This window comes from Haemophilus parainfluenzae (assembly GCF_003253005.1).
Lineage (GTDB): Bacteria > Pseudomonadota > Gammaproteobacteria > Enterobacterales > Pasteurellaceae > Haemophilus_D > Haemophilus_D parainfluenzae_M.
In genome coordinates, this window is sequence record NZ_QEPZ01000001.1 from 434,636 (window position 1) to 459,454 (window position 24,819).

The window sequence follows — 24,819 nt, forward strand, 5'->3', positions numbered from 1 at the left end:
GTGCGAATTATATCGATTTTTTGTGTAATGGTGGTCGTATCTCTAGACGATTTTGGTAATAAATTCTGAATTTAAATCAATTAGCGGTAAATCTGAGCCTGGCCACGCACGTAATACTTGATGTTGCATCAAATTTAACGTATCTAATCCTGGCGTCACATTGGGTGTATATTGTGCCGCGATACGAGCGAGTTGAGTCAATCCTAGACTACTTTCAATGCTCGAGCTAATCACTGCTTTTATGCCTAAACTATGCGCTTGTGCAATCAGCTTTTGACAATCTTGTAGCGAACCAACCAGTGTTGGCTTAATCACAATGGTACTTAAGTGCGGTTCCTTTTCCAAAAGGAAGTCAGGCTCACGCACACTTTCATCCCAAGCAATATTAATACCTGTTTGAGCTGCAAACTGCCGGCTTTCTTCACGGGTTTTACAAGGTTCTTCTAGAAATTGAATACGTGAACGATGTTGCGGTTTCACTTTCTCCGCAAATTTTAAGGCTTTTTCTAATGTCCATTGACGATTCGCATCTAGACGTAATTGCAAATCAGGAATAGCTTCCAAAAACATGTCGGCAATTAAACCATCACGATTTGCTTCATACATGCCGACTTTGATTTTAGCAACTTTATCACCTGGCATTTGATTCAGTTCTGAATATAACTCATCAGGATCACCATAGCACAACGGTGCATTATGATAGTTACCTTCCTCATTTAAATAACGTTTCATTTCATCCATCGCCGTGCTAATACCGAAGGCAACAGAAGGATAACAACCATCAAGTGGCACTCTTGGTGCTTTGCAGCTCGCATGACACCAATTCGTCAGCCATTCAATGGCTTGCTCTTGCGCTTGTTCAATGGTTTCTTCGCTAAACCCAGGCAAAGGTGCAATTTCGCCCCAGCCATCACGGCTGCAAGCAACACGTACAATCAAACCTTCTCGACATTTCAAAAAGCGTCCACGTAAAATTAATTGGCTGTCGACGGGAATAGAATAACGATAAAGATTAAATGATTTGCTTTTCATCTTGTTCTCCTTGATAGCTAAAGTGCGGTTAAAAACACACTGATTTTTAACCGCACGCATCCTACTTAAAAGGCACTTGTTTCATAAATAATTTACGTTTTAATCTCATGAGTTCGTTTATGATTCTCCCAAAGGCTGAAAATTTTGTTTGATTTTCACAAACCAACTCTCGGCCTTTTTGCAAAGTGCTTTCAAAAGGCTTATCCGGATTCACAACAAAATCTTGCACACAAATCCCTGGTGAAAGCTGAACGACTTTGTAATCCTTTAAATTTAAAAAATCCTCAAAAATAAGAGAATCAATGGCCACCTCAAGCGGTTTGTTTTTTACTTGTTCGAGAAGGTATTTGGCACCTTTCGCTGTCACTGTATAACCTGCAGTTCCTGATTGCTTAAATGTAATAGGGTAAACCTTTCTATCATATTTTACTGTTTTAGGTGTTCGAAATACCATTTTTCCATTAGCTTCAAGCTTTAGCACATCAATATCATCAGATAAATAATCCACTTCTAAAAGCTCCTTTGCATTCTCACCTAAGTGAATATCATCTTCAAAAATATTGATATAGTCTAAGTCATTTTCTACTGCCAACTCCCATAATGCAATATGGCTTAATGCACAACCAATTTCACCATCACATAATTTAGCGTTTGTCGAACGATCTAAAGTAATATTAAATTTCTTTGCTACATCCTCTATATGATCTGGTGTCACCGCATCAAAAAATGAAAAAGGGATATTTTGCTGACCAAATTCTTGTTCAATATGTTTGCGACGTTTTGTTTCTCTGATTAAACTAATCACATAATTATGTTGTTTGAAGCAGTCCATAAAATAACTCTAAGGTATGAATAAAGATTTGAATATATCATGATAAGTGCGGTTAAAAACACACTGATTTTTAACCGCACTTTTATGTTCAAATTAAGGATTGCGTCTGAATTTACTGAAGTCTGGTGCACGTTTTTCATTAAACGCGTTACGACCTTCTTGACCTTCTTCAGTCATATAGAACAACATGGTTGCATTACCCGCGAGTTCTTGTAAACCTGATTGACCATCGCAGTCTGCATTCAATGCAGCTTTCAAGCAACGTAACGCAATTGGACTGTTACGTAACATTTCACGGCACCAACGCACGGTTTCTTTTTCTAAATCAGCATAAGGCACCACAGTATTCACTAAGCCCATATCTAATGCTTCTTGCGCATTATATTGACGGCATAAGAACCAAATTTCACGTGCTTTTTTCTGACCAACTAAACGCGCCATATAGCTTGCTCCCCATCCACCGTCAAATGAACCTACTTTAGGACCAGTTTGACCAAAGATTGCATTGTCTGCAGCAATCGTTAAATCACATAACATATGCAATACGTGACCGCCACCAATTGCATATCCAGCCACCATTGCCACTACTGGTTTTGGACAAGTACGAATATCACGTTGAAAATCCAATACGTTTAAATGATGCACTCCGCTTTCATCTTTATAACCGCCGTAGTCACCACGAATTTTTTGGTCACCGCCAGAACAGAATGCTTTTTCGCCTTCACCGGTTAACACAATCACACCAATTTTTTCATCGAAACGAGCATTAGAAAATGCATGGATCATTTCTTTAACTGTTTGCGGACGAAATGCATTGCGCACTTCTGGACGATTAATGGTAATTTTTGCAATACCATCAGTCGATTTGTGGAAACGGATATCAGTATAACCTTCACTGTGATCAACCCACTCAACTGGTGCATATAAAACATCATCTTTTGGATTTTGCATTGTTCTTTCCTTTAATAAGTGTAAAAAGTGCGGTCATTATAGCGGAAGTTTTTTACTTCTGGAAAGAAAATCACTGTCTAAGTATAGAATCACTTTACAATCAGATTGTTGTTGCTAAAATTTTCCTACCCTAGGTTTTATAAGGATATTTAAGTGAGAAAATTTATTCTTTTCGGTATAACGATGCTATTAAGTGCTTGTAGTTTATTTGACTCATCACAATCGCCGATTCCCGCAGAATTTGCACAAGCGGATTACCTCCTTTCAGATGTGAATGCGAAAACATGGGCAACGGCAAGTAAACAAGCTGAACAATGCATTTATCCGAATTTAACTCGTATTCAACAACAGCATTTTGCTAAAGAAGATAGCTACATTCATTCTCAATATGTCTTTTTCTATCCGTTAGAAAAAATCATCGGAGAAGACTATGTGAAAATGATTCAAAAAGATGAAAAATCGATGAATTACGCGACCTATCAATTTAAGAAATTCCGTACAGAAGTCGGTGATGTCGAGCCATTAGAACCTAAAGCGTGTCAAATCTTGCGTACTCAGGCAAAAGAAGATTTGGATGTGGTCAAAGGGCAATATATAAATGGTATGGTAGATGAAACGAAGAATGATGACGGCACATTGAAGAAAAGTGGAGATGGCATTGCTACCAATCAGAACAAATTCTTCTTTGATATTATCAAATGGGGTTCAGCTCTTCTTCTCTAATCTTTCATTATTTTCTATAAAAACAACGGCGTAACTAATTTTACGCCGTTTTTGTATTCAGAGAAAACGATTACGATCAAAAAAAGCTTAGATTTTAAGTAAAAAAGCAAAATAGTCATTTTAATTAAAGTCATTTTCAGCTAGTCTAACTAGAAATATTTTTTACAAGGAGAAAACATCATGACAACGATTTTTGATATCGCACAAAACTGGTTAAACCAAGATCCTGATGCTGAAACTCATGCAGAATTAACCGCACTTTTAACGGCGGCAAAAAATGGTGATGAAAAAGCACAATCTGAATTACAAACTCGCTTTAGCGGCCGTTTACAATTTGGTACTGCTGGGCTTCGAGGGCCATTACAAGCAGGCCCTATGGGTATGAACCGTGTTTTAGTGGCACAGGCAGCAGGCGGTTTAGCGGATTATTTAAAAGATTACGACAAACAGCCTTCTATCGTGATTGGTTACGATGGTCGTAAAAACTCTGATGTTTTCGCTCGTGATACCGCTGAAATCATGGCGGGTGCAGGCGTGAAAGCTTATTTACTTCCACGTAAATTACCAACGCCAGTATTAGCTTACGCAATTCAATATTTTGATACCACTGCTGGTGTCATGGTGACTGCGAGTCACAACCCTCCAGAAGATAACGGTTATAAAGTTTACTTAGGTAAAGCGAACGGCGGTGGCCAAATCGTTTCTCCTGCTGACAAAGATATCGCCGCATTAATCGATAAAGTAGCAGCGGGCAATGTAAAAGATTTACCACGTAGCCAAGATTATGTGGTGTTAGATGATGAAGTGGTTAACGCTTATATCGAAAAAACCGCTTCTCTTGCTAAAGAGCCTAAATCAGTTATTAACTACGTTTATACCGCAATGCACGGTGTAGGCTATGAAGTATTAAGCAAAACCTTAACCAAAGCAGGCCTTCCACAACCTCACATTGTGGCAGAACAAGTATGGCCAGATGGCACATTCCCAACGGTAAACTTCCCTAACCCAGAAGAAAAAGGAGCATTAGACTTAGCGATTAAAGTAGCAAAAGAACACAATGCAGAATTCATTATTGCCAATGACCCTGATGCAGACCGTTTAGCAGTGGCTGTTCCTGATGCGCAAGGTAACTGGAAACCTTTACACGGTAACGTAGTAGGTTGCTTCTTAGGTTGGTATTTAGCAAAACAATATCATGCAAAAGGTGAGAAAGGCGTATTAGCGTGTTCTTTAGTGTCATCTCCTGCGCTTGCTGAAATTGCGAAAAAATACGGTTTCCAATCAGAAGAAACCTTAACCGGTTTCAAATACATCGGTAAAGTTCAAGGCTTATTATTCGGTTTTGAAGAAGCACTTGGTTACTTAGTTGACCCAGATAAAGTACGTGATAAAGACGGTATTTCAGCGGCGATCGTGTTCTTAGATTTAGTGCGTCACTTAAAAGCACAAGGTAAAACCTTAGCGGATTACGCCAATGACTTCACGCAAGAATTCGGTGCTTATGTAAGTGGTCAAATTTCTATCCGTGTAAGCGATTTATCTGAAATTGGTAAATTAATGACCGCACTTCGTAACACGCCTCCAGCTGAAGTAGGTGGTGTTAAAGTGGCACAATTCATCGACCACACTAAAACTGATCGCCAAAGCGACATCCTTGTATTCGTATTAGAAAACGGTAGCCGCTTAATCGTTCGTCCATCTGGTACTGAGCCGAAAATCAAGTTCTATCTTGATGCTCGTGGTAAAGATCCAAAAGACGCGGATCACGTTTTAGCACAATTTGATGAAGGCGTTCGTCAAATCCTTCGTCAAGATGCTTACGGCAAACAAGATTGCTAATTGAGCAAACTATTAAATAATAAAAAACGCTAGGTTTGATGCCTAGCGTTTTATTTTTGCTTATTTCAATGCAAGTTGTAACTTGCCCTGATGTTTTTCCAATAAAGCCTCAGCTTGAGCACGATCTAATCCACTCAGAATCATCATAATCGCTAATTTCGCATTTTGATCAGCCTGCTTTAATGTATCTTCTGCGAGAGCCTTATTGCAATCCGTGGCTTGCATGACGATACGAATGGCACGAGCTTTAAGCTTTTCATTGCTTGCCTGAACATCCACCATTAAGTTTTGATAGCATTTACCCATTAAGATCATAGAAGCTGTAGTCAGCATATTCAGTACTAATTTTTGTGCCGTACCTGATTTTAAACGGCTCGAACCCGTCAGTACTTCTGGTCCCACTACCGTATCAATGGCAATATCCACAATATTCGCCATCACTGAATTCGGATTACTTGCAATCGAAACGGTCACTGAACCTAAACTTTTCGCATATTCCAATGCACCGATCACATAAGGGGTTCGGCCACTTGCAGCAATCCCCACCAACACATCTTTTGAGGAAAAGTGAATTGTTTGTAAGTCAACCACGGCTTGCGATTTACTGTCTTCCGCCCCTTCAATTGGATGACGCAATGCACGCTCACCACCTGCAATAATACCTTTCACTATTTCAGGTGACACGCCAAATGTTGGTGGGCATTCAGAAGCATCGAGCACCCCCAATCGACCACTGGTTCCCGCGCCAATATAGACTAATCGACCACCTTTTTGAAATGCGGCAACAATACGCTCGACCGCTTGGGCAATTTGAGGTAAACATTTTTCAATTGCCAAAGGCACTTGCTTATCTTCATCATTCATTAATTGCACAATTTCCAATGCAGATAAACTATCCACATTCATGGAATTGGGATTCCGTTGCTCAGTAATTAAAGTTGAAAGGGTTTGTAATAAATTCTCTGCCATAGTTTATTCCTTTGGAAAAATCGCCCCTAAACTGACCGCACTTGTAGCGCCCGTTACACTCGGTAAATTAGCGGGCAAATTATGCATACGACGATAAGCGAGCCAAGCAAATGCCGCTGCTTCCACATAATCAATATCAAGATCTAATTCAGTCGTCAGCTGAATACGCCAACTTGGCAATGCTTGTTTTAAGCCATTCATGATCGCCTGATTTTTAGCGCCACCGCCACAAACAAGTAATCGGCATGGTAATGCTGTCTGAATATTGTTAAGGGCTAAAACAATGCTTTGCACGGTAAATTCAGCCAAGGTGGCTTGCACATCTTGTGGTAAAAGTGCGGTCGTTTTACCTGCTATTTTTTGAATTTTATTCTCTAGCCAAGCCAAATTAAATAATTCACGCCCCGTGCTTTTCGGTGGGGGTAGTTGAAAGAAATCTTCATCTAATAATGCCGCTAACAAATCTGGATTTACTTGACCCGAAGCCGCCCATTCACCATTTTTGTCGTAAGCTTTGCCTTGATGTTTTTCGATCCATTGGTCGAGCAAGGCATTACCGGTTCCCGTATCAAAGCCAATGACAGGCTGTTCGGGTATCAATAACGATATATTGCTAATACCGCCAATATTAAGCACCACCGTTGCCCAGTTAGGATCAAAAAATACCGCTTGATGAAAAGCGGGTACTAAAGGCGCCCCTTGTCCACCAAACGCCATATCTTTACGGCGCAAATCACCAACAACCGTAATACCTGTTTTAGCGGCTAATAAATTCATATCACCGATTTGCATGGTAAACGGGAATTGACTTTTTGGGGAATGCCACACTGTTTGACCATGGCAGCCAATGGCTTCGACCTGCTCAGGTTTTAACTCATGTTTACGTAAAAAGGCATTTACGCAATCGGCATAAAGAAAACCAAATTGATGATCAAGCTCCCCTAGAGCCTGTAAAGTGGTTTCGCCAGATTGAATAAGTGCGGTCACTTTTTCACGTAAATTTGCTGGCATCGGCGTGAAATCGGCCGCAATTAATTTGGTTTGATTCGAATGGATGTCAGTAAGAGCAATATCGACACCATCAAGACTGGTGCCCGACATAATGCCAAGATAATAAGTCATAATATTCAATTCGTGAGTTTTTCAGAATTATAGCGGATTTTAAAAAAATAAAAAAAGAGAGAACATTGTAGTTCTCTCTTTTCATCATGGATGATTCTTATAAGTCGTCAATGACTAAATAGATTTTTGCTACTGGGCCATGTACGCCAATCACTTTAATCAATTCAATATCTGCCGTTGAACTTGGACCTGAGATAATATTGATACAAGATGGCATACGCTCGCCTTGTTGTGCTTTATCGTGTAATACTTTCGCCACTTGTGCAACACGTGGAAGTACTTGGCTTTTACGTACAACAACAATCGATTTTTCAGGTAATAAACTCACTGAACGTCCACGATCTGCACTAGAGAATAAGACGATTCCGCCAGTTTCCGCCAAACCATATTCTGCATAAACCACACCAAGATTAGCTTTTTCAGAAAAACTAATATTATCTTGTGCCGTTTCTGGTGACCATGTATGGCAAGTATATTTCGCTTCAAGCGCCGCTGGAATACCAAGTGCGGTCAATCTTTCATCGGAATTAAGCACAACATCACCGCCGCCATATTTTTCACAGAGAGCAAGTAAGGTTTGTACTGCATCAGACTCTCTACACACATTTACATCCACCATCATGGTTTTAGCAGAATTGGTAAATTCATTCGCTAAATCAACCGCACTTAAATGAGTTAAACGCTCAGTTGGGTATGTATTGACTGGTACATCCATCGGTTCAGGTATGATAGCACGGGCTTTACCCATTTTCGCCGCTAATTTATTAAGAAAATTTTCGCGATTTTGTAAATCCATGCTTATTACCCTCTCTCTCTATTATTAAACCATTGACGGAAACTTTCGCCATCTGCTTGTGGTAAATCTCGTGCTTTTGTCCATTCACCCAATGCACCAAATGTAATTGGTGCTTTCCCATTTTTGATCAGCTTACCCGCTAATTTTGCACCGATATTCACACCTGTTTTCCATAGTGTTGGGTTGGCATTGGCTGTGGTGAAACCAAAAATAGATAAACGTTCCATCGCGGGAGTTTTACCTAACTCTACCATTTTCTCACGGTGTTTTAAGATTAACTGCGCTAATGGAATACGCACTGGGCAGACAGAGTTACACGCATTACATAATGAACAAGCATACGGCAATTCTTTAAACTCATCGTAGCCGCCTAGTAATGGAGAAATCACTGCACCAATTGGACCTGGGTAAATAGAACCATAACCATGACCACCGATTTGACGATATGCTGGACAGGTATTCAAACAGGCACCGCAACGGATACAACGTAAAACTTCTTGGAATTCAGAAGCTAAAATATCTGAACGACCATTATCCACTATAACCAAATGGAATTCTTCAGGACCGTCAGTTTCACCGGCAAGACGAGGGCCGGTTAACCAAGTGTTATAACCGGTTAATTTCGCCCCTACTGCACTACGAGCAAGCATCGTAATTAACACATCAACTTCTTGGAAAGTTGGTGCTAAACGCTCCATTCCCATCACTGCAATATGCGTTTTCGGCAAGGTCGTCGCTAAACGTAAGTTACCTTCGTTTGTCACCAAACAAACTGAGCCGGTCTCCGCTACGGCAAAGTTACAACCACTGATACCAATATCAGCTTCTAAAAAATCTTGACGAATTTTTTCACGTACGAAACGCGTCATATCTTCAGGCGTTTCCTCGCCTTGATAGCCGAGTTTTTCAGACAAATCTTTGCGGATTTGGTGACGATCTTTATGGATTGCAGGCACAACGATATGGGATGGTTTATCACCTGAAATTTGTAATAGATATTCACCCAAATCAGTTTCGATCACTTGCATGCCCTCTTTTTCAAGCACTTCGTTTAAACCGATTTCTTCAGTCACCATGGATTTGGATTTTACGATTTTCTTCGCATTTTTCTCTAATGCTACTTTACGAATATAAGCACTCGCTTCTTCGGCAGTTTCAGCAAAATACACTTTACCGCCATTTTCAATCACTTTTTCGCTTAATTGATACAAATAAGCGTCTAAATTAGCTAAAACATGGTTACGAATCTGTTTAGATAAATCACGCCATTCTTCCCAATGACCTAATTCGTCAACCATTTTTTGACGATTAGCCCCAATAGTTTCTTGGGCTTTCACTACCGCTTTACGCATGATAGTGTTATGTACTTCATGATCGACACGCGCTTTAAAAGGAAGATTACTGGTTTTCAATGACATCTTATTTCTCCCCTTGCATTAATACTTCCGCAATGTGCATCACTTTGATCTTGCTGCCTTCGCGTTGTAAACGACCACCAATGTTTAATAAACAACTTACATCTGCACCAATTAAATATTGTGGTTCAACCTCTTCAATATGCTCAACTTTTTCTTTTACCATTTCACCAGAAATCTCTGCCATTTTCACAGAGAAAGTTCCACCGAAGCCACAGCAAGTTTGTTGATTATGAATAGGAAGAAGATCTAACCCTTTTACGCCTTTCAAGAGAGCGATTGGTTCATCAACAATGCCTAATTTACGAGTAAGACTACAAGAAGGATGATAAACCGCTTTACCCGGCAAATAGGCGCCAACATCTGTTACACCTAATTTATTGACGATGAAATCCGTTAAATCACAGAAACGCGCGACGACCTTTTTTGCTCGCTCAGCCCAATCTAACTCACCAACTTTGGTGAAATACTCAGGATAGTTTTTGATAGCATAAACACAAGAACCTGCTGGAGCAACGATTGGATAATCGTTCACTTCAAAGGTTTCGACTAAATTTTTCATGCCTGGGATGGCTTGTTTGGTGTAACCGCTGTTTAATGCTGGTTGCCCACAACAGCCTTGTTTTTCAAGGAAGATAACATTACAACCGAGTTTTTCCAGTAGTAATACGGTGTTTTTCGCCACACCGCTCTTTACTACGTCAGCAATACAGGTAACGTAGAAATTTACGTTCATAAATAATTACTCCAACAGTAATAGAAAATAAAAAGTAAAATATTCGATAAAAGTTAAGCAACCGCCGACAAAGTGCGGTTGCTTTTTGCCTCTATTTTAGAGCGCATAGAATAGCGGAATTAAGAAACTTGCGCAAAGGGCTGCAATGATACCGTAAACGACCATTGGTACAATCGTAGTCTTAATGATTGTTCCTTCTTTGTTTTGAATATTCAACACGGAAGAAACTGCTACGATATTATTAATACATACCATATTACCCATCGCACCACCGACTGATTGTAACGCCAGAATTAAAGTCACAGATAAACCTGTAGTTTCTGCTGTTGATAATTGTACACTACCAAATGTTAAGTTAGATACGGTATTTGATCCTGAGAAGAATGCGCCTACCGCACCTAAGAAGGAAGAGAAGATTGTCCAGTCACTACCGGTAACTTCTGCAAAGGTACGACCTATGATTTTCACCATAGAATGCTCGCCCCCCACTAACATCAAGTTTACCATCACTAAGGCACCCATTAAGGCAATAAATGGATTTTTTACTTGGCTTAAGCTTGCACTAAAAATTCCTTTTGTTTTTCTAAAGTTCACGCCAAAAAGTGGTAATGAAATTAATACAGTAATTACAAATGGAATTAGCGCAGGTACATAAAGTAGTTTGTAACTTTCACTCACCGCTGAACCGAAGATGTTTTTCAAACTAAAAATTAAACCTTTGCTGACTTCAAATGTGCCTAATGAACCTAACGCTGTGGAGAACCACACATCTTTGTTATTCATTAAGCCTTTTAAGCCTAATTCTGGAATACGTGTAACGATTAAGAATAAAATTAATAAACCGGTTGGTAGTAATGCTTTAGCAACTTGGCCTGTGCTAACAGCATTATTATCTAACTTGTTTTCAACTTTCTCTAAACCAATACCTTTATTCGCTACAAATACAGAAATAAAGAGACCAATTGCACCACCGACTAATGATGGGAATTCATAGTTAAACTGTGCAATTAAGAAGTAAGGAATCACGCAAGAGAATACGCTAATATAAATGAAAACAATATTTTGACGGATTTCTTTCCAGGTCACCATGATACGTAATGCCATCAATGGAATCACTAATGCCGCAATGGAGTGGATAAACGCTGTTATCGAACCAATTTCAAGAATCGATTTTGAATCTAATTTTAATGGACCAAAACCGAACCAAGTTGGTGTACCTACCGCCCCAAAAGAAACCGGAACCGAATTCATCACTAACGCCAACATGGCGACTTTTAATGGATTAAAACCTAAGCCCATTAAAATTGGAGCTGCAATCGCTGCTGGTGTACCAAAACCACTTGCACCCTCAATCATAAAAGCAAATGCCCAACCGATAATCATTAATTGTGCAACTGGGTTTGGGTTAATATTGCCTAACCATTTACGCATCGTATCAGTTGCGCCAGATACTTCTGAAAATTTGTTAAAGAGAATTGCGCCAAAAATAACAGTAATTGGTGTTTGAACCGCTACGATTGCGGCGGTCACATTGGCACTGATCGTTACAATGTCAGTATTAAAATGAAGAAGGTGAACGCCAATCACCAAGGTTGCAATCCAAGGTAATGCAACATAAGAAGGTAACGCATTACGCTTTACCATTAAATAAATCAATAAAATGATTGGAAAAACACTAAGAATAAAAGACAAGCTCATAATCACTCCTCTGTACGACTAAAAAGTGGCGCGTATTCTATGAATTCTTAATGAAAAATCCACCCCCCCTTTAGTGGTAGTTAATTGAAAATGTGACAAAGTTCTCACATTTTTTTAACATTTTTCGCTTTTCTTTATAACATTATTTTAACTCTTTAAAAAAACCAATAAAAATGCATAATTTATGGTAAAAAATAAATTTTCATTACAAATATACATAATAGAAAAATCCTTGTGGAAATTGACTCCAGCAAGGATTTTTTAAGCTTAAAAAGAATTAAAAGAAGCTTTTTTAGCCATTGATGGAATAAGGTAACGGTTCAATTTTCAGAACAATTCCATCTTCAGGTAAACGGAAATACATCCCTTCTTCTAAATCGTTATTCATCACCACTTGTAGCCATAAAACGCCGTCAAAATTGACCGCACTTACGATAGTGCCGGTTTTACGCCAAGCTGTTTCTAATTGCATTTCAATTTCGCTGCCAAGTTTCGGTGTAACCGTGGTTTCCCCTGAAAGCACATACATCGCACGCTTATTGGCGCCACGGTATTTAGCTCGCGCAACAATTTCTTGCCCGATATAACAGCCTTTAGTAAAAGAAATCGCTTGTTCAATCGCTTGTAAATTTAATGCCTGCGGGATAAATTCATTTTGTGTTTCCGCACTCAAGCTTGGTAAGCCCGCTTGAATATCCGCACAAAGCCATTGTTTTTCATCGCCATTAAAGGTGACATCTAACGGTGTAGGATTGATCAAAATTGCACGATTTTCATCAATATCCAATTCAATCTGCGCATGAATCCGACCGCACTTTTCACCAATCAAGCCGACAACTTGCCAATCCAATACTTGGAAAGTGACTTTTGAAAACACTGCGTATTTTTTTAAATGATCGAGTGGAGCCAATAAAGCTTTCGGCATTAAAATCAAAAACTGTTCTGCTGAAAGCTTAATTAAGCGGAACAACAAATTCATTTTGCCTTTAGGATCGCAATGCGCTGTAAGCGTTGAAGCGCCAGCTGCTAAATGCACCACATCACAAGTTAATTGGCCTTGCAGATATTTCTCCGCATCCACGCCCGCCACTTCCACCAAATCATAGTGGTTTAATGAAATAAATGTTGCCATGATTTTTCCTATTCAAGGTTTTGAATTTGCTCGCGCATTTGTTCGATTAATACTTTTAATTCCACAGCGGAAGCGGTGATATCGGCATTAATGGATTTAGATGCCAAAGTGTTCGACTCACGATTAAGTTCTTGCATCATAAAATCCAGTTTACGGCCCACTGCCCCGCCCTTTTTCAAGATATTATTGGTTTCTTTCACGTGCATTTGCAGACGATCTAATTCTTCCGCTACATCCACACGTTGCGCCAGTAAAATCATTTCTTGTTCGACTCGTTGTGGATCAAGTTGAATCTTCGCTTCTTCAAAACGTTGCAATAAACGCTCACGCTGCCATTGTAAAACCGCCGGCATTTGTGACCGCACTTTTTCAGCTTCTACAGTAATACCATCAAGACGTTGTTGAATAATGGCTTGCAATTTCTCGCCTTCACGTCCACGCATTGCAATAAATTCCACCAACAATTCATCAAAAGCTGTCAACAAATCTTGACTGATAGCATCTAAATCTTGCTCAGTCGCTTCCACCACGCCGGGATAACGCAATACGTCCGCTAAATTGATTTCGCCCTCACCAGCCTGTGCCTTAATCCATTGTAAAGATTGGATAACTTGATTCGCTAATTCTTTATTTAAATTAAGCTCAGCCGACGCTTGTTTTTTGCTATCAATACGCAATGAACATTCAATTTTACCGCGAGTGAGATTTTGACGAAGTTTCTCACGCAAAGCGTTTTCCAAGCCTCGGAATTGCTCTGGCAAGCGGAAAAAGTTTTCCAAATAGCGTTGGTTAACCGAACGAATTTCCCAAACTGCATCGCCCCAATCCTTTTTGATTTCAAGGCGTGCAAAGGCTGTCATACTATAAATCATAAGCACTCTCCTACTATTGTCTCTTGTCTTAATTGATTTGCCGGCTATTTTATCGGGAAAGTACGGTCATTTCTACTGTACATTTTGTAGAAGAATTTTGTTTTCCCTACTTTACACACTGTAAAGATTAAAATACAATCAACGTAAATTTATTATTACAACCTAAGGAAGATAAAATGAACAAGACCGTGGGAAGTACCTTACTTGTTGCAGGAACCATGATTGGGGCGGGGATGTTGGCAATGCCTCTCACCTCTGCGGGGATTGGCTTAACTGCGACTGTTTTCTTATTACTTGGCTTGTGGGCAGTGCTTACTTTCACCGCACTTTTATTCGTGGAGCTGTATCAAACCGCTGACAGTGATGCGGGGATCGGCACACTTGCTGCACAATATTTTGGTAAAGCAGGGCGAATTATTTCCACTGCTGTTTTAATTGTCTTTTTATATGCCTTAATTGCCGCTTATGTGAGTGGTGGTGGTTCTTTATTAATGGATTTACTCCCAGCTATGGGCGACAAAGACACCATGAATAAAATTGCGGTGCTTGTATTCACTATTTTCTTCGGCAGTTTTATTGTCATCGGCACACACAGTGTGGATAAAATCAATCGAGTGTTATTCTTTGTGATGATTGCTGCTTTTATCTTAGTGCTCGCGTTAATGCTACCGAACATTAAATTTGATAATTTATTGGCGATGCCAATTGATAACGCCTTAATTATTTCTGCAAGCCCTGTATTTTTCACCGCATTTGGTTTCCATGGTTCCATTCCAAGTTTAAATAAATACTTAGACGGTAATGTGAAATCCTTACGCATTGCGATTTTAGTGGGTTCTGGCATCACATTATTTGCTTACTTTTTATGGCAGCTTTCGACGCACGGCTTACTCAGCCAAAATGAGTTTTTACAAATTTTACGTGAAGACGCCACGTTAAATGGCTTGGTGAAAGCAACCTTAGAAATCACCCAAAGCCCAATTATTGCGAATGCGGTAAAAATCTTCTCCACTTTAGCATTGGTCACTTCATTTTTAGGGGTGGCATTAGGTTTATTAGAATGTATCGAAGACCTACTCAAGCAATCTTTTGATATTCATGCAGGGCGTATTTCATTAGGTTTAATGACCTTTATTCCCCCTGTGCTTTTCTCCCTTTTCTATCCGGAAGGTTTTATTCTCGCGCTGGGTTATGCCGGTCAAATGTTCGCATTCTACGCAGTAGTTTTACCGGTAGCATTAGTTTGGAAAGCTCGCTCAATTCATCCAAACTTGCCATATCGAGTATGGGGCGGTAAAGCATTATTAGTGCTTGTATTGGTACTCGGTGTGATTATTACTTCGATTCCTTTTGCCATCCGAGCAGGTTACTTACCTTTTGTCGTGGGGTAAAATGAGTGAAAAAAAGACCGCACTTTTAAGGTGCGGTCTTTTTTTATTCGTTTTATTAAAAATCCCTTTTATAATGACCGTACTTTTAGAATAAAAAGAGAAAAATATGAAAGCAATTCAGCCCGAAGATCAGGGATATTGGCTGCTCACCAAAGGATCGATGCTTTATTGGCAGGAAAATGATCTACCTTCTGGATCAGCAAATGAACTCGGCCTCACAACGCAAAAAGCAATGTTACTCGGGAAATGGAAATCACAACCTTTATGGCTTGTGGCAGAAAATGATCAAGATGAACGAGAATACCTTTCCTTACGAAGTTTGTTATCTTTACCGACTGAAGATTTTCATTTATTAAGCCGAGGTGTGGAAATCAATCATTTTTTGAAAACCCACCAATTCTGCGGAAAGTGCGGTCAAAAAACGGAACAAACTCACGATGAGCTAGCGGTTCAATGCTCAAGTTGTGGCTATCGTACTTACCCCGTTATTTGCCCTTCGGTTATTGTCGCCGTTCGCCGTGGCACAGAGATTTTATTAGCTAACCATAAACGCCATTACACGCCAGGCAAAGCAGGTATTTACACCACGCTAGCCGGTTTTGTGGAAGCGGGTGAAACCTTTGAAGATGCCGTTCGTCGCGAAGTCTTTGAAGAAACGGGCATTCGTATTAAAAACATTCGCTATTTCGGTAGTCAACCTTGGGCATTCCCTAATTCACAAATGGTGGGCTTTTTAGCTGATTACGACAGCGGAGAAATTCAACTGCAAGAAACAGAACTGCATGATGCACAATGGTTTTCTAGCGCTGCCCCCTTGCCAGAATTACCGCCAACAGGTACTATCGCACTAAAATTAATTAATGCTACGCTTGAGCTTTGCAAAGCGGAACAAAATAAATAAAGGAAAGTCCATGTCTGAATTAAAAAATGATCGCTATTTAAAAGCCTTATTACGTGAACCAGTGGATATGACCCCCGTATGGATGATGCGCCAAGCGGGACGCTATTTGCCTGAATATAAAGCAACACGTGCAGAAGCAGGCGATTTTATGTCTCTTTGCCGCAATGCGGATTTAGCTTGTGAAGTTACCTTACAGCCACTTCGTCGCTATGCTTTAGATGCAGCTATTTTGTTCTCAGATATTTTAACTATTCCTGATGCAATGGGCTTAGGCTTAAGTTTTGGTGCAGGTGAAGGCCCGAAATTTGCTCATCCAATTGAAAATAAAAGCGCGGTCGAAAATTTACCGATTCCTGACCCTGAAGGAGAACTTCAATATGTGATGAATGCTGTGCGCACAATTCGTCGCGAACTAAAAGGCGAAGTGCCACTGATTGGTTTCTCTGGTAGTCCGTGGACACTGGCAACTTATATGGTTGAAGGTGGTAGCAGCAAAACCTTCAATAAAATCAAAAAAATGATGTATACCGAACCGCAAACTTTGCATCTTTTATTAGATAAAGTAGCGGATTCCGTGATTTTATACCTAAACGCACAAATCAAAGCAGGTGCACAAGCGGTCATGGTGTTTGATACCTGGGGTGGTGTATTAGGTCATCGTGAATATTTAGACTTCTCTCTGCAATATATGCACAAAATCGTTGATGGTTTAATTCGTGAACACGATGGCCGTAAAGTACCGGTAACCTTATTTACTAAAGGCGGCGGGTTATGGTTAGAAGCCATGGCTAATACAGGCTGTGATGCGCTAGGATTAGACTGGACAGTTAATTTGACTGATGCGAAAGCGCGTGTGGGTCATAAAGTGGCGCTACAAGGCAATATGGATCCAAGTGTGTTATATGCGCCTGCAGAGCGTATTAAGCAAGAAGTGCGGTCAATCTTAGCCGATTTTGGTCAAGGCAGCGGACATGTATTTAACTTAGGCCATGGAATCCACCAAGACGTGCAGGAAAGTGCGCCAAAAATCTTCGTGGATGCCATTCATGAATTCTCTAAAGCCTATCATAAATAAGCGAGAAGAAAATGCGAAATCCAATTCACAAGCGCCTAGAAAATGTTGAAAGCTGGCAACATCTGACCTTTATGACTTGCTTATGCGAACGCATGGCACCGAACTTTGCCCTGTTTTGTCAAATGACAGAACAGGAGCAAGCAGAAAAGACCTATCACAACATTTTAAATTTAGTGTGGGAATTTCTAACCGTTAAAGGGGCGAAAATCAATTTCGAAAACCAATTAGAGAAACTCGAAGAGATTATTCCTGATGTGAATGATTACGACTTCTTTGGTGTAGTACCCGCCCTCGATGCTTGTGAAGCGTTAGGTGAATTATTGCATGCCATTATCGCAGGCGAAACACTCGAAAAAGCGATTCAAATCAGCCAAATTTCATTAGGTACGGTTTGTTCTTTGTTAGAAACTCAAGAAAATCGTGATCTTTCTGAAAGCGAACTAAAAAGCCGTGAAGAAATTAAAGAAGAACTTGACCTTCAATGGCAAATCTATCGCTTACTCAAAGACTGTGAAAAACGCGATGTAGACCTGATTTTATCTCTCCGAAACGAGATCAAACAGGAGGGAATCTCCAATATTGGTGTAAAAATTGAGCAATAACGTGAGATTTGTCACAATTTTTACAAATCGAGCTTTTATTTCCCGCTAAGTTAGATTAGACTTTGCCAAGCCGTAGCTGTTAAAAGCTACGCTTATTTGAATAGAGTCAAATTTTAATTTAACAGAAGGTACAAATTTATGAACAAAACAGATTTAATCGATGCAATTGCAAGTGCAGCTGAATTAAACAAAAAACAAGCTAAAGCTGCATTAGAAGCAACTTTAGAAGCTATCACTGGCAGCCTTAAAAAAGGTGAACCTGTACAATTAATCGGTTTCGGTACATTCAAAGTAAACCAACGTGCTGCACGTACTGGCCGTAATCCACAAACTGGTGCAGAAATCAAAATCGCAGCATCTAAAGTTCCAGCGTTCGTATCAGGTAAAGCATTAAAAGACACAATCAAATAATTGGTCTTAAAACGAATTTTAATTGAACCCTGCTTTGTCAGGGTTTTTTGTTGCCTAAATTTTAGCTTTACAATCATTGCTTTGCTGATATAATTCCGAACCGAAACTTATTATGGAATATAAATGATGAAACGAAACATTCAACACCGAAATACCCAACAACGCAGACATGCCATCATGCAGCTTCTGCAAGAACAAGGTGAAGTCAGTGTAGAACAGCTAGTACAGTTATTTGAGACCTCTGAAGTGACTATTCGAAAAGATCTCACCGCATTGGAAAGTAATGGTTTCCTTCTTCGTAAATATGGTGGTGCTATTTTAATGCCACAAGAAATCATCGAAGAAGAACAAGATGATGAACTTTCGCAACGAAAGTTAGTCTTAGCTAAAGCGGCAGCAGAACGTATTCGTGATCACAATCGCATTATTGTGGATAGTGGCAGCACAACTGCCGCCTTGATTAAACAACTTAATCGCAAGCAAGGCTTGGTTGTGATGACGAATTCACTTTCTGTGGCTACGGCATTACGTTCACTCGAAAATGAACCGACGCTCTTAATGACGGGAGGCACTTGGGACACGCGTTCTGAATCCTTCCAAGGCAATATTGCCGAGCAAGTGCTACGTTCTTATGATTTTGACCAATTATTTATTGGTGCCGATGGCATTGATTTAGAGCGAGGTACAACGACATTCAATGAGTTGGTTCGCTTAAGCCAAGTGATGGCTGAAGTGTCTCGTGAAGTGATTGTGATGGTGGAATCACAAAAAATTGGCAGAAAAATGCCAAATGTGGAATTAACCTGGCAGCAAATTGATGTGCTGATTACCGATAACAAATTATCTCAGACCGATAAAGACGCCATAATGGCGCAAGGCGTAGAGGTAATTTGTGTGAATGTGGCATAAAGTGCGGTCAGAAAAACAAGACTTTTAATTTTATTAAATAAGGAAAAACTATGTGTGGTATTGTTGGTGCGGTAGCACAACGTGATGTAGCAGAAATTTTAATTAATGGTTTACACCGATTAGAGTATCGTGGTTATGACTCTGCAGGTGTTGCTGTCGTGGATCCAAACCATGAATTACACCGCGTGCGCTGCTTAGGTAAAGTAAAAGCCCTTGATGAAGCCGTTGCAGTAAAACCATTAATCGGTGGTACGGGGATTGCGCACACACGTTGGGCAACTCATGGTGAACCATCTGAAGCCAATGCTCACCCGCATACTTCAGGTAACTTTGCTGTCGTCCATAACGGCATCATCGAAAATCACGAAGAATTACGTGAATTGCTTAAATCTCGTGGTTATGTGTTCAATTCTCAAACTGATACCGAAGTAATTGCTCACCTTGTTGAATGGGAAATGCGCACAGCCTCTACTCTACTTGAAGCGGTACAAAAAACCGTAAAACAACTTACCGGTGCATACGGTATGGTGGTATTAGATCGCGAACATCCAGAACATTTAGTGGCTGCACGTTCAGGCAGTCCATTAGTAATTGGTTTAGGGATTGGTGAAAACTTCCTAGCATCTGACCAACTTGCGTTATTAAGCGTCACACGCCGTTTCATTTATTTAGAAGAAGGTGACATTGCAGAAATTACGCGTCGTACCGTAGATATTTACGATGCAAATGGTCAAAAAGTAGAACGTGAAGTACACGAATCTAACCTTGAAAATGATGCAGCAGAAAAAGGCAAATTCCGCCATTTCATGCAAAAAGAAATCTATGAGCAACCAAATGCATTAATCAACACCATGGAAGGTCGTATCCTTCATAATAACGTGATTGTGGATGCTATTGGTAATGGTGCATCTGAAATCTTAAAACAAGTTGAACACATTCAAATTGTGGCTTGTGGTACCTCTTATAATGCAGGTATGACGGCCCGTTACTGGTTTGAAGCACTTGCTGGCGTGAGTTGTGATGTTGAAATCGCGTCTGAATTCCGGTACCGCAAATTCGTGACCCGCCCAAATAGCTTGTTAGTGACCATCTCTCAATCAGGTGAAACGGCGGACACCCTTGCAGCACTTCGTTTGGCAAAAGAAAAAGGTTATATGGCTGCCTTAACGATCTGTAACGTATCAAGTTCATCTTTAGTACGTGAATCTGATCTTGCCTTCATGACTCGTGCAGGCGTAGAAGTCGGTGTAGCATCAACCAAAGCATTTACTACTCAATTAGCAGCATTATTAATGTTAGTAACTGCAATTGGTAAAGTAAAAGGCAATATCTCAAGCGAACAAGAAGTAGAAATTGTGAAAGCATTACAATCACTTCCGGCTGAAGTTGAAAAAGCCCTTGCATTTGACAAAGACATCGAAGTATTAGCTGAAGACTTTGCCGAGAAAAATCATGCGCTTTTCCTAGGTCGTGGTGAGTTCTACCCTATCGCAATGGAAGCTTCATTGAAATTAAAAGAAATTTCTTATATCCATGCTGAAGCTTATGCGGCTGGTGAATTAAAACACGGTCCATTAGCGTTAATCGATGCGGATATGCCGGTTATCGTGGTGGCACCAAACAATGAATTGCTTGAAAAAGTGAAATCAAACATTGAAGAGGTACGTGCTCGTGGTGGTCAGCTTTATGTTTTCGCGGATAAAGAAGCCGGCTTCACACCTAGCGAAGGCATGAAAATCATCACTATGCCAAAAGTGAATGAAATTATTGCACCAATTTTCTATACCGTTCCAATGCAATTATTGTCATACCATGTGGCATTAATTAAAGGAACCGACGTGGATCAACCTCGTAACTTAGCAAAATCGGTAACGGTAGAATAAAGTGCGGTTGAAAATTAGCACGTTTTAATACAAAAAAGCACAGGTTTAATCCTGTGCTTTTTGTTTAAATAAACCGATAACCGTTTTCTGTCACTTCCAAAATTGAGGCATAATCCTTTCGCCAATCGCCTAAAACAATTCGCGTGTATATTTCTTCCTGATGAATAGCTTCTCGATGTGTATGACCGTGAATTAACCGATTAACGCCAAATTCTTTCACGGTTTGTGCCGTAAACGCTAAATTTACATCCATGATATCCAGCGACTTATACTGCTTATCCTGTTTACTCTTCGCGCGAATTTTCTCTGCAATTTTTAACCGCACTTTTAGTGGCAAACATAAAAATAGCCTTTGTCGCCAATTTTGATGCACTTTTCGGCGAAATTGCTGATATTTCACATCATCAACACATAACGTATCACCATGACAAATTAAGGTTTTCACGCCATAAAGATCAACACAATGATAGTCAGGCAATAACGTTAAACCACAATCTTGTGCAAATTTTTTCCCGACGAGAAAATCTCGATTGCCATGAATGAAATAACAAGCAATGCCTTTTTCTGTCAGGTTTTTAATCGACTGTTTGACTTGTGAAATTAAAGGGGAGATTTCATCATCACCAATCCAAAAATCAAAAAGATCACCTAAAATATAAACCGCTTGGGCTTCTTGTGCCTTGTTTTGCATAAAATCGTTAAAAAGTGCGGTTAATTCTGGATGCGTTTCGCTCAAATGAAGATCTGCAATAAAATAAATGGGTTTCATAACTATTCCGTCATTTTTTTCATTAGATTAGCACACATTTTTGTGTAATTTGCTATACTTTCCAAAAATTTTAATTAGGTATTTTCTATGTTAAAAATCGCCAGAATTCTCATCGTTGCACTTTGTTGTATTTTAATTTGTGTGCTCGGTACAATCTATTCCTTTATTCGTTTCAAAAATCCAAGCAATGTGGGCATTATGGCTCGCTGGTTTGGCCGCTTATACCCATTATTTGGCTTAAAAGTAGAACACCGTTTTCCACAAAATAAAGAGAATATGCCGCGTTGTATTTATATCGGTAACCACCAAAATAATTTCGATATGGTGACCATCTCTTACATGGTATTGCCTCGCACGGTGAGTGTAGGTAAAAAAAGCCTGATTTGGATTCCTTTTTTCGGCATTTTGTATTGGGTGACGGGCAATATTTTCTTAGATCGTGAAAATCGCTCTAAAGCACACAGCACGATGACAGAACTTGCTCGTCGTATCAATAAAGACAACCTGTCAATTTGGATGTTCCCTGAAGGCACTCGTAGCCGTGGTCGCGGCTTATTGCCATTCAAAACAGGGGCATTCCATGCAGCAATTGCAGCTGGCGTACCAATTGTCCCCGTTGTGTGTTCAACTACACATAATAAAATAGATTTAAATCGTTGGGATAACGGTAAAGTAATTTGTGAAATGATGGATCCGATTGACGTGTCATCCTACACAAAAGACAATGTCCGCGAACTTGCTACTTACTGCCACGATTTGATGGAAAAACGCATCGCAGAACTCGATGCTGAAATTGCACAAGGAAAATAATATGTTGCGTCTTTCTCGTCGCCAATTATTAAAAACTACCGCAATTTCAACCGCACTTGCTACCACACCTCAATCGGTATTAGCGGCATCTCATGAAAAATTAACCATTCCGCCATTGATGGAAGCGAAACGTGGCCGCCCAATTATTTTTAATATGGAAGAAACCGGCTACAAATTAGATGGCTCCCATAGTGTCAGTGTATGGGGTTTTAACGGTAATTATCTTGGTCCCACTATTCGCATCAAATCGGGTTCCTTTGCAAAACTCAATTATCACAACAATTTACCACAAAGCATTGCTCTTTCTATTCAGGGATTACAAGCCAGTGGCGAATTATTTGGTGGTGCCACCAAAGCTCTCAAAAAAGGGGAATCTTGGGCACCAATTATTCCAATAGAGCAACCTGCCGCGACTTGCTGGTATCGTTCTGCGACCTTGGCTAACTCGGCTTATCAAACCTATCGCGGCATTGTGGGAATGTGGTTAATTGAAGATGAGCAAAGCTTAAAATCTCAGCTACCTCATAAATACGGTGTGGACGATATTCCATTAATCTTACAAGACATGGAATTTAACGGCGACGGATTACAATTATTTAAGCAAAATCAACCGCACTTTGTCGGTAATCGTCTTCTTGTTAATGGACAGGAAGCGCCTTATCTTGATGTCCCTCGCGGCTGGGTGCGTTTGCGTTTGCTCAATGCTTCATTAGCAAGAGCCTATGACCTCCGTTTAGATAACGAACAAGACATGTTGCTCGTTGCACGAGACCTAGGCTTTTTACCTCAAGGTAAAGCGATTAATTCTCTCATTCTTGCACCGGGTGAGCGTGCCGAAGTGTTAATCAATTTAAGCGAAGGAGAAGGCGTATCGCTCATCTCTGGGGCTAAACGTGGTTTTTTCGACAAAATCAAAAATGTGTTCAGCTCAGGCAATGATTTTGCAGATAACACCGTTTTAGAACTTCGCCCACAAGGTGAAATCTCCGCATTCAGTAAAAAAATGAGTGAGCAATTTAATACTGATGCCACGACTATGCTCGAAAGTAAAATCGCCCAAGAACGCACCTTTGAACTAGATGTGACTAACGGCTTAATCAACAAGCAACGTTTTGACCCGCGTCGACTTGATGTTTCGGCTAAAGTCGGTACCGTCGAACGTTGGATCATCAACAGCTCGCAGCCTGTCGGTTTCACCATTCAAGGCGCTAAATTTGTGATTGAAAGCCAAGATGATGTTAACGTCGATGCGTCGGAGCTAGCCTGGAAAGACACGGTTTGGGTGAAAAAGAAAGTACAAATTTTAGTAAAATTTGAACAACCTTCGTCAAATACTCATCCATTCTTATTTGGCTCATCCAATTTAATGCTGGCAGATATGGGCTGCCTTGGTATAACGATCGTTCAATAAAATAATGATATAAAAAGGAATCTAACATAAAAAAAATCTCAACATTCGCTTTAATTGCGACCTTATTTAAATAAAAAAGAAACCTCTCGTTCCAATAAAACTGAGAAAGTATGTTGGGTAGCAACGGGGAATTTTGGCAAAAAAGCAACGGTAAGTGAAACCTTTAAAGCTCAAGCCCAAAGTGAATTCAGCAGTTCGATTGAGAATGCAAAAGTGGTGTCATCACCAAACAAAAAACTCCATACCATCACGTATACTAGACCGACATTAGAAAATGGTAAATACATGATGAACTGCTGGACATTCGACCGCCGAGATCCAATCGGCAAATATGTGTTGACTGTCAAAATTGGTAAACATGAATTTGAAAAACAAGTTTTCCACGTGACTGAGTAATTAAAAACACAAAAAAACATCTGTGCTCTAATGCACAATATGTGCCACATAATATATTTTCAATATGATCTTAATAAAAAATAATAACGAGCAATAAAATAACAGCTATATAAGAAAATGTTAAAGATGATACTTTTAAATTCA

24 protein-coding genes are annotated in these 24,819 nt (G+C 39.9%); 12 read left to right on the forward strand and 12 right to left on the reverse strand.

Annotation, left to right across the window (positions count from 1 at the left end; all coding sequences use genetic code 11):
- Positions 1 to 42: 42 nt before the first annotated feature.
- From menC to menB, 3 genes are all read right to left on the reverse strand, one after another.
- Positions 43 to 1,032, reverse strand: coding sequence for an o-succinylbenzoate synthase (gene menC / locus DPV97_RS02255; RefSeq protein WP_070715004.1), 990 nt, complete (start codon positions 1,030 to 1,032; stop codon positions 43 to 45).
- Between the two features lie 61 nt (positions 1,033 to 1,093).
- Positions 1,094 to 1,864: a glycosyltransferase family 25 protein gene (locus DPV97_RS02260; RefSeq protein WP_070715002.1), complete on the reverse strand. Its 771-nt coding sequence runs from the start codon at positions 1,862 to 1,864 to the stop codon at positions 1,094 to 1,096.
- Positions 1,865 to 1,957: 93 nt separating this feature from the next.
- On the reverse strand, positions 1,958 to 2,815 hold the full coding sequence (gene menB / locus DPV97_RS02265) for a 1,4-dihydroxy-2-naphthoyl-CoA synthase (RefSeq protein WP_005698319.1): 858 nt from the start codon (positions 2,813 to 2,815) through the stop codon (positions 1,958 to 1,960).
- Positions 2,816 to 2,998: 183 nt separating this feature from the next.
- Here menB and DPV97_RS02270 point away from each other — a divergent pair, with 183 nt between their 5' ends.
- Together DPV97_RS02270 and DPV97_RS02275 are read left to right on the forward strand one after the other, a co-directional pair.
- Positions 2,999 to 3,538 (forward strand): DUF5358 domain-containing protein, encoded by a 540-nt coding sequence (locus DPV97_RS02270; protein ID WP_070715000.1) that lies wholly within the window; start codon positions 2,999 to 3,001, stop codon positions 3,536 to 3,538.
- 180 nt (positions 3,539 to 3,718) lie between these two features.
- Positions 3,719 to 5,377 (forward strand): phospho-sugar mutase, encoded by a 1,659-nt coding sequence (locus DPV97_RS02275; RefSeq protein WP_070714998.1) that lies wholly within the window; start codon positions 3,719 to 3,721, stop codon positions 5,375 to 5,377.
- A 60-nt stretch (positions 5,378 to 5,437) separates the two neighbouring features.
- Here the strand turns inward: DPV97_RS02275 and murQ are convergent, their stop codons facing one another.
- From murQ to DPV97_RS02315, 8 genes are all read right to left on the reverse strand, one after another.
- Positions 5,438 to 6,346 carry an N-acetylmuramic acid 6-phosphate etherase gene (gene murQ, locus DPV97_RS02280; RefSeq protein WP_070714996.1) on the reverse strand — a complete coding sequence of 303 codons (909 nt, stop codon included), beginning with the start codon at positions 6,344 to 6,346 and terminating at the stop codon, positions 5,438 to 5,440.
- Between the two features lie 3 nt (positions 6,347 to 6,349).
- A complete protein-coding gene (locus tag DPV97_RS02285) occupies positions 6,350 to 7,468 on the reverse strand; it encodes an anhydro-N-acetylmuramic acid kinase (RefSeq protein ID WP_070714994.1) in 1,119 nt (372 codons plus the stop codon).
- A gap of 97 nt (positions 7,469 to 7,565) precedes the next feature.
- A complete protein-coding gene (locus DPV97_RS02290) occupies positions 7,566 to 8,264 on the reverse strand; it encodes a LutC/YkgG family protein (protein WP_049368675.1) in 699 nt (232 codons plus the stop codon).
- 5 nt (positions 8,265 to 8,269) lie between these two features.
- On the reverse strand, positions 8,270 to 9,682 hold the full coding sequence (locus DPV97_RS02295; RefSeq protein WP_070714992.1) for a LutB/LldF family L-lactate oxidation iron-sulfur protein: 1,413 nt from the start codon (positions 9,680 to 9,682) through the stop codon (positions 8,270 to 8,272).
- 1 nt (position 9,683) lies between these two features.
- Positions 9,684 to 10,415: a (Fe-S)-binding protein gene (locus DPV97_RS02300; protein ID WP_049363405.1), complete on the reverse strand. Its 732-nt coding sequence runs from the start codon at positions 10,413 to 10,415 to the stop codon at positions 9,684 to 9,686.
- Positions 10,416 to 10,511: 96 nt separating this feature from the next.
- A complete protein-coding gene (locus tag DPV97_RS02305) occupies positions 10,512 to 12,113 on the reverse strand; it encodes a lactate permease LctP family transporter (RefSeq protein WP_083313322.1) in 1,602 nt (533 codons plus the stop codon).
- 292 nt (positions 12,114 to 12,405) lie between these two features.
- The gene (gene ygfZ, locus DPV97_RS02310; RefSeq protein ID WP_049363406.1) at positions 12,406 to 13,245 is read right to left on the reverse strand and encodes a CAF17-like 4Fe-4S cluster assembly/insertion protein YgfZ; all 840 of its coding nucleotides are present in this window, start codon (positions 13,243 to 13,245) and stop codon (positions 12,406 to 12,408) included.
- Positions 13,246 to 13,253: 8 nt separating this feature from the next.
- Complete coding sequence (locus tag DPV97_RS02315) at positions 13,254 to 14,117, reverse strand: YicC/YloC family endoribonuclease (protein WP_070714989.1); 864 nt, start codon at positions 14,115 to 14,117, stop codon at positions 13,254 to 13,256.
- Positions 14,118 to 14,293: 176 nt separating this feature from the next.
- Between DPV97_RS02315 and DPV97_RS02320 the strand changes: the two genes are divergently transcribed.
- The 7 genes from DPV97_RS02320 (at position 14,294) to glmS (ending at position 21,289) form a co-directional block, all read left to right on the forward strand.
- The gene (locus DPV97_RS02320; protein ID WP_070714987.1) at positions 14,294 to 15,508 is read left to right on the forward strand and encodes an aromatic amino acid transporter; all 1,215 of its coding nucleotides are present in this window, start codon (positions 14,294 to 14,296) and stop codon (positions 15,506 to 15,508) included.
- A gap of 106 nt (positions 15,509 to 15,614) precedes the next feature.
- A complete protein-coding gene (gene nudC / locus DPV97_RS02325) occupies positions 15,615 to 16,409 on the forward strand; it encodes an NAD(+) diphosphatase (RefSeq protein WP_070714984.1) in 795 nt (264 codons plus the stop codon).
- Positions 16,410 to 16,419: 10 nt separating this feature from the next.
- Positions 16,420 to 17,484, forward strand: coding sequence for a uroporphyrinogen decarboxylase (gene hemE / locus DPV97_RS02330; RefSeq protein WP_070714982.1), 1,065 nt, complete (start codon positions 16,420 to 16,422; stop codon positions 17,482 to 17,484).
- 11 nt (positions 17,485 to 17,495) lie between these two features.
- Positions 17,496 to 18,086 (forward strand): YjaG family protein, encoded by a 591-nt coding sequence (locus DPV97_RS02335; RefSeq protein WP_070714979.1) that lies wholly within the window; start codon positions 17,496 to 17,498, stop codon positions 18,084 to 18,086.
- Positions 18,087 to 18,224: 138 nt separating this feature from the next.
- Positions 18,225 to 18,497: an HU family DNA-binding protein gene (locus DPV97_RS02340; RefSeq protein ID WP_070714977.1), complete on the forward strand. Its 273-nt coding sequence runs from the start codon at positions 18,225 to 18,227 to the stop codon at positions 18,495 to 18,497.
- A gap of 126 nt (positions 18,498 to 18,623) precedes the next feature.
- Positions 18,624 to 19,406: a DeoR/GlpR family DNA-binding transcription regulator gene (locus DPV97_RS02345; protein ID WP_070715340.1), complete on the forward strand. Its 783-nt coding sequence runs from the start codon at positions 18,624 to 18,626 to the stop codon at positions 19,404 to 19,406.
- A gap of 50 nt (positions 19,407 to 19,456) precedes the next feature.
- Positions 19,457 to 21,289, forward strand: a complete 1,833-nt coding sequence (glmS, locus tag DPV97_RS02350; protein WP_070714974.1) for a glutamine--fructose-6-phosphate transaminase (isomerizing) — start codon at positions 19,457 to 19,459, stop codon at positions 21,287 to 21,289.
- Positions 21,290 to 21,353: 64 nt separating this feature from the next.
- On the opposite strand, the gene lpxH is transcribed toward glmS, so the two are convergent.
- Positions 21,354 to 22,058 carry a UDP-2,3-diacylglucosamine diphosphatase gene (gene lpxH / locus DPV97_RS02355; RefSeq protein ID WP_070714972.1) on the reverse strand — a complete coding sequence of 235 codons (705 nt, stop codon included), beginning with the start codon at positions 22,056 to 22,058 and terminating at the stop codon, positions 21,354 to 21,356.
- 87 nt (positions 22,059 to 22,145) lie between these two features.
- On the opposite strand from lpxH, the gene DPV97_RS02360 reads away from it, so the two are divergent.
- The 3 genes from DPV97_RS02360 to DPV97_RS02370 are packed head-to-tail and all read left to right on the forward strand — an operon-like array spanning position 22,146 to position 24,675.
- Positions 22,146 to 22,868 (forward strand): 1-acylglycerol-3-phosphate O-acyltransferase, encoded by a 723-nt coding sequence (locus tag DPV97_RS02360; RefSeq protein WP_070714970.1) that lies wholly within the window; start codon positions 22,146 to 22,148, stop codon positions 22,866 to 22,868.
- A 1-nt stretch (position 22,869) separates the two neighbouring features.
- Positions 22,870 to 24,279, forward strand: a complete 1,410-nt coding sequence (locus DPV97_RS02365) for a multicopper oxidase domain-containing protein (protein ID WP_070714967.1) — start codon at positions 22,870 to 22,872, stop codon at positions 24,277 to 24,279.
- A gap of 54 nt (positions 24,280 to 24,333) precedes the next feature.
- Positions 24,334 to 24,675 carry a PM0630 family protein gene (locus DPV97_RS02370; protein WP_180372989.1) on the forward strand — a complete coding sequence of 114 codons (342 nt, stop codon included), beginning with the start codon at positions 24,334 to 24,336 and terminating at the stop codon, positions 24,673 to 24,675.
- The last annotated feature ends 144 nt before the right edge of the window (positions 24,676 to 24,819 follow it).

Coding starts and splice junctions, on each gene's coding strand:
- DPV97_RS02315 (WP_070714989.1), bottom strand. CDS start 14,117: ATGATTTATAGTATGACAGCCTTTGCACGCCTTGAAATCAAAAAGGAT.
- DPV97_RS02345 (WP_070715340.1), top strand. CDS start 18,624: ATGAAACGAAACATTCAACACCGAAATACCCAACAACGCAGACATGCC.
- DPV97_RS02285 (WP_070714994.1), bottom strand. CDS start 7,468: ATGACTTATTATCTTGGCATTATGTCGGGCACCAGTCTTGATGGTGTC.
- DPV97_RS02295 (WP_070714992.1), bottom strand. CDS start 9,682: ATGTCATTGAAAACCAGTAATCTTCCTTTTAAAGCGCGTGTCGATCAT.
- ygfZ (WP_049363406.1), bottom strand. CDS start 13,245: ATGGCAACATTTATTTCATTAAACCACTATGATTTGGTGGAAGTGGCG.
- DPV97_RS02260 (WP_070715002.1), bottom strand. CDS start 1,864: ATGGACTGCTTCAAACAACATAATTATGTGATTAGTTTAATCAGAGAA.
- DPV97_RS02300 (WP_049363405.1), bottom strand. CDS start 10,415: ATGAACGTAAATTTCTACGTTACCTGTATTGCTGACGTAGTAAAGAGC.
- DPV97_RS02335 (WP_070714979.1), top strand. CDS start 17,496: ATGCGAAATCCAATTCACAAGCGCCTAGAAAATGTTGAAAGCTGGCAA.
- DPV97_RS02320 (WP_070714987.1), top strand. CDS start 14,294: ATGAACAAGACCGTGGGAAGTACCTTACTTGTTGCAGGAACCATGATT.
- murQ (WP_070714996.1), bottom strand. CDS start 6,346: ATGGCAGAGAATTTATTACAAACCCTTTCAACTTTAATTACTGAGCAA.
- menC (WP_070715004.1), bottom strand. CDS start 1,032: ATGAAAAGCAAATCATTTAATCTTTATCGTTATTCTATTCCCGTCGAC.
- menB (WP_005698319.1), bottom strand. CDS start 2,815: ATGCAAAATCCAAAAGATGATGTTTTATATGCACCAGTTGAGTGGGTT.
- lpxH (WP_070714972.1), bottom strand. CDS start 22,058: ATGAAACCCATTTATTTTATTGCAGATCTTCATTTGAGCGAAACGCAT.
- DPV97_RS02365 (WP_070714967.1), top strand. CDS start 22,870: ATGTTGCGTCTTTCTCGTCGCCAATTATTAAAAACTACCGCAATTTCA.
- DPV97_RS02275 (WP_070714998.1), top strand. CDS start 3,719: ATGACAACGATTTTTGATATCGCACAAAACTGGTTAAACCAAGATCCT.
- hemE (WP_070714982.1), top strand. CDS start 16,420: ATGTCTGAATTAAAAAATGATCGCTATTTAAAAGCCTTATTACGTGAA.
- DPV97_RS02270 (WP_070715000.1), top strand. CDS start 2,999: ATGCTATTAAGTGCTTGTAGTTTATTTGACTCATCACAATCGCCGATT.
- nudC (WP_070714984.1), top strand. CDS start 15,615: ATGAAAGCAATTCAGCCCGAAGATCAGGGATATTGGCTGCTCACCAAA.
- DPV97_RS02360 (WP_070714970.1), top strand. CDS start 22,146: ATGTTAAAAATCGCCAGAATTCTCATCGTTGCACTTTGTTGTATTTTA.
- DPV97_RS02305 (WP_083313322.1), bottom strand. CDS start 12,113: ATGAGCTTGTCTTTTATTCTTAGTGTTTTTCCAATCATTTTATTGATT.
- glmS (WP_070714974.1), top strand. CDS start 19,457: ATGTGTGGTATTGTTGGTGCGGTAGCACAACGTGATGTAGCAGAAATT.
- DPV97_RS02290 (WP_049368675.1), bottom strand. CDS start 8,264: ATGGATTTACAAAATCGCGAAAATTTTCTTAATAAATTAGCGGCGAAA.
- DPV97_RS02340 (WP_070714977.1), top strand. CDS start 18,225: ATGAACAAAACAGATTTAATCGATGCAATTGCAAGTGCAGCTGAATTA.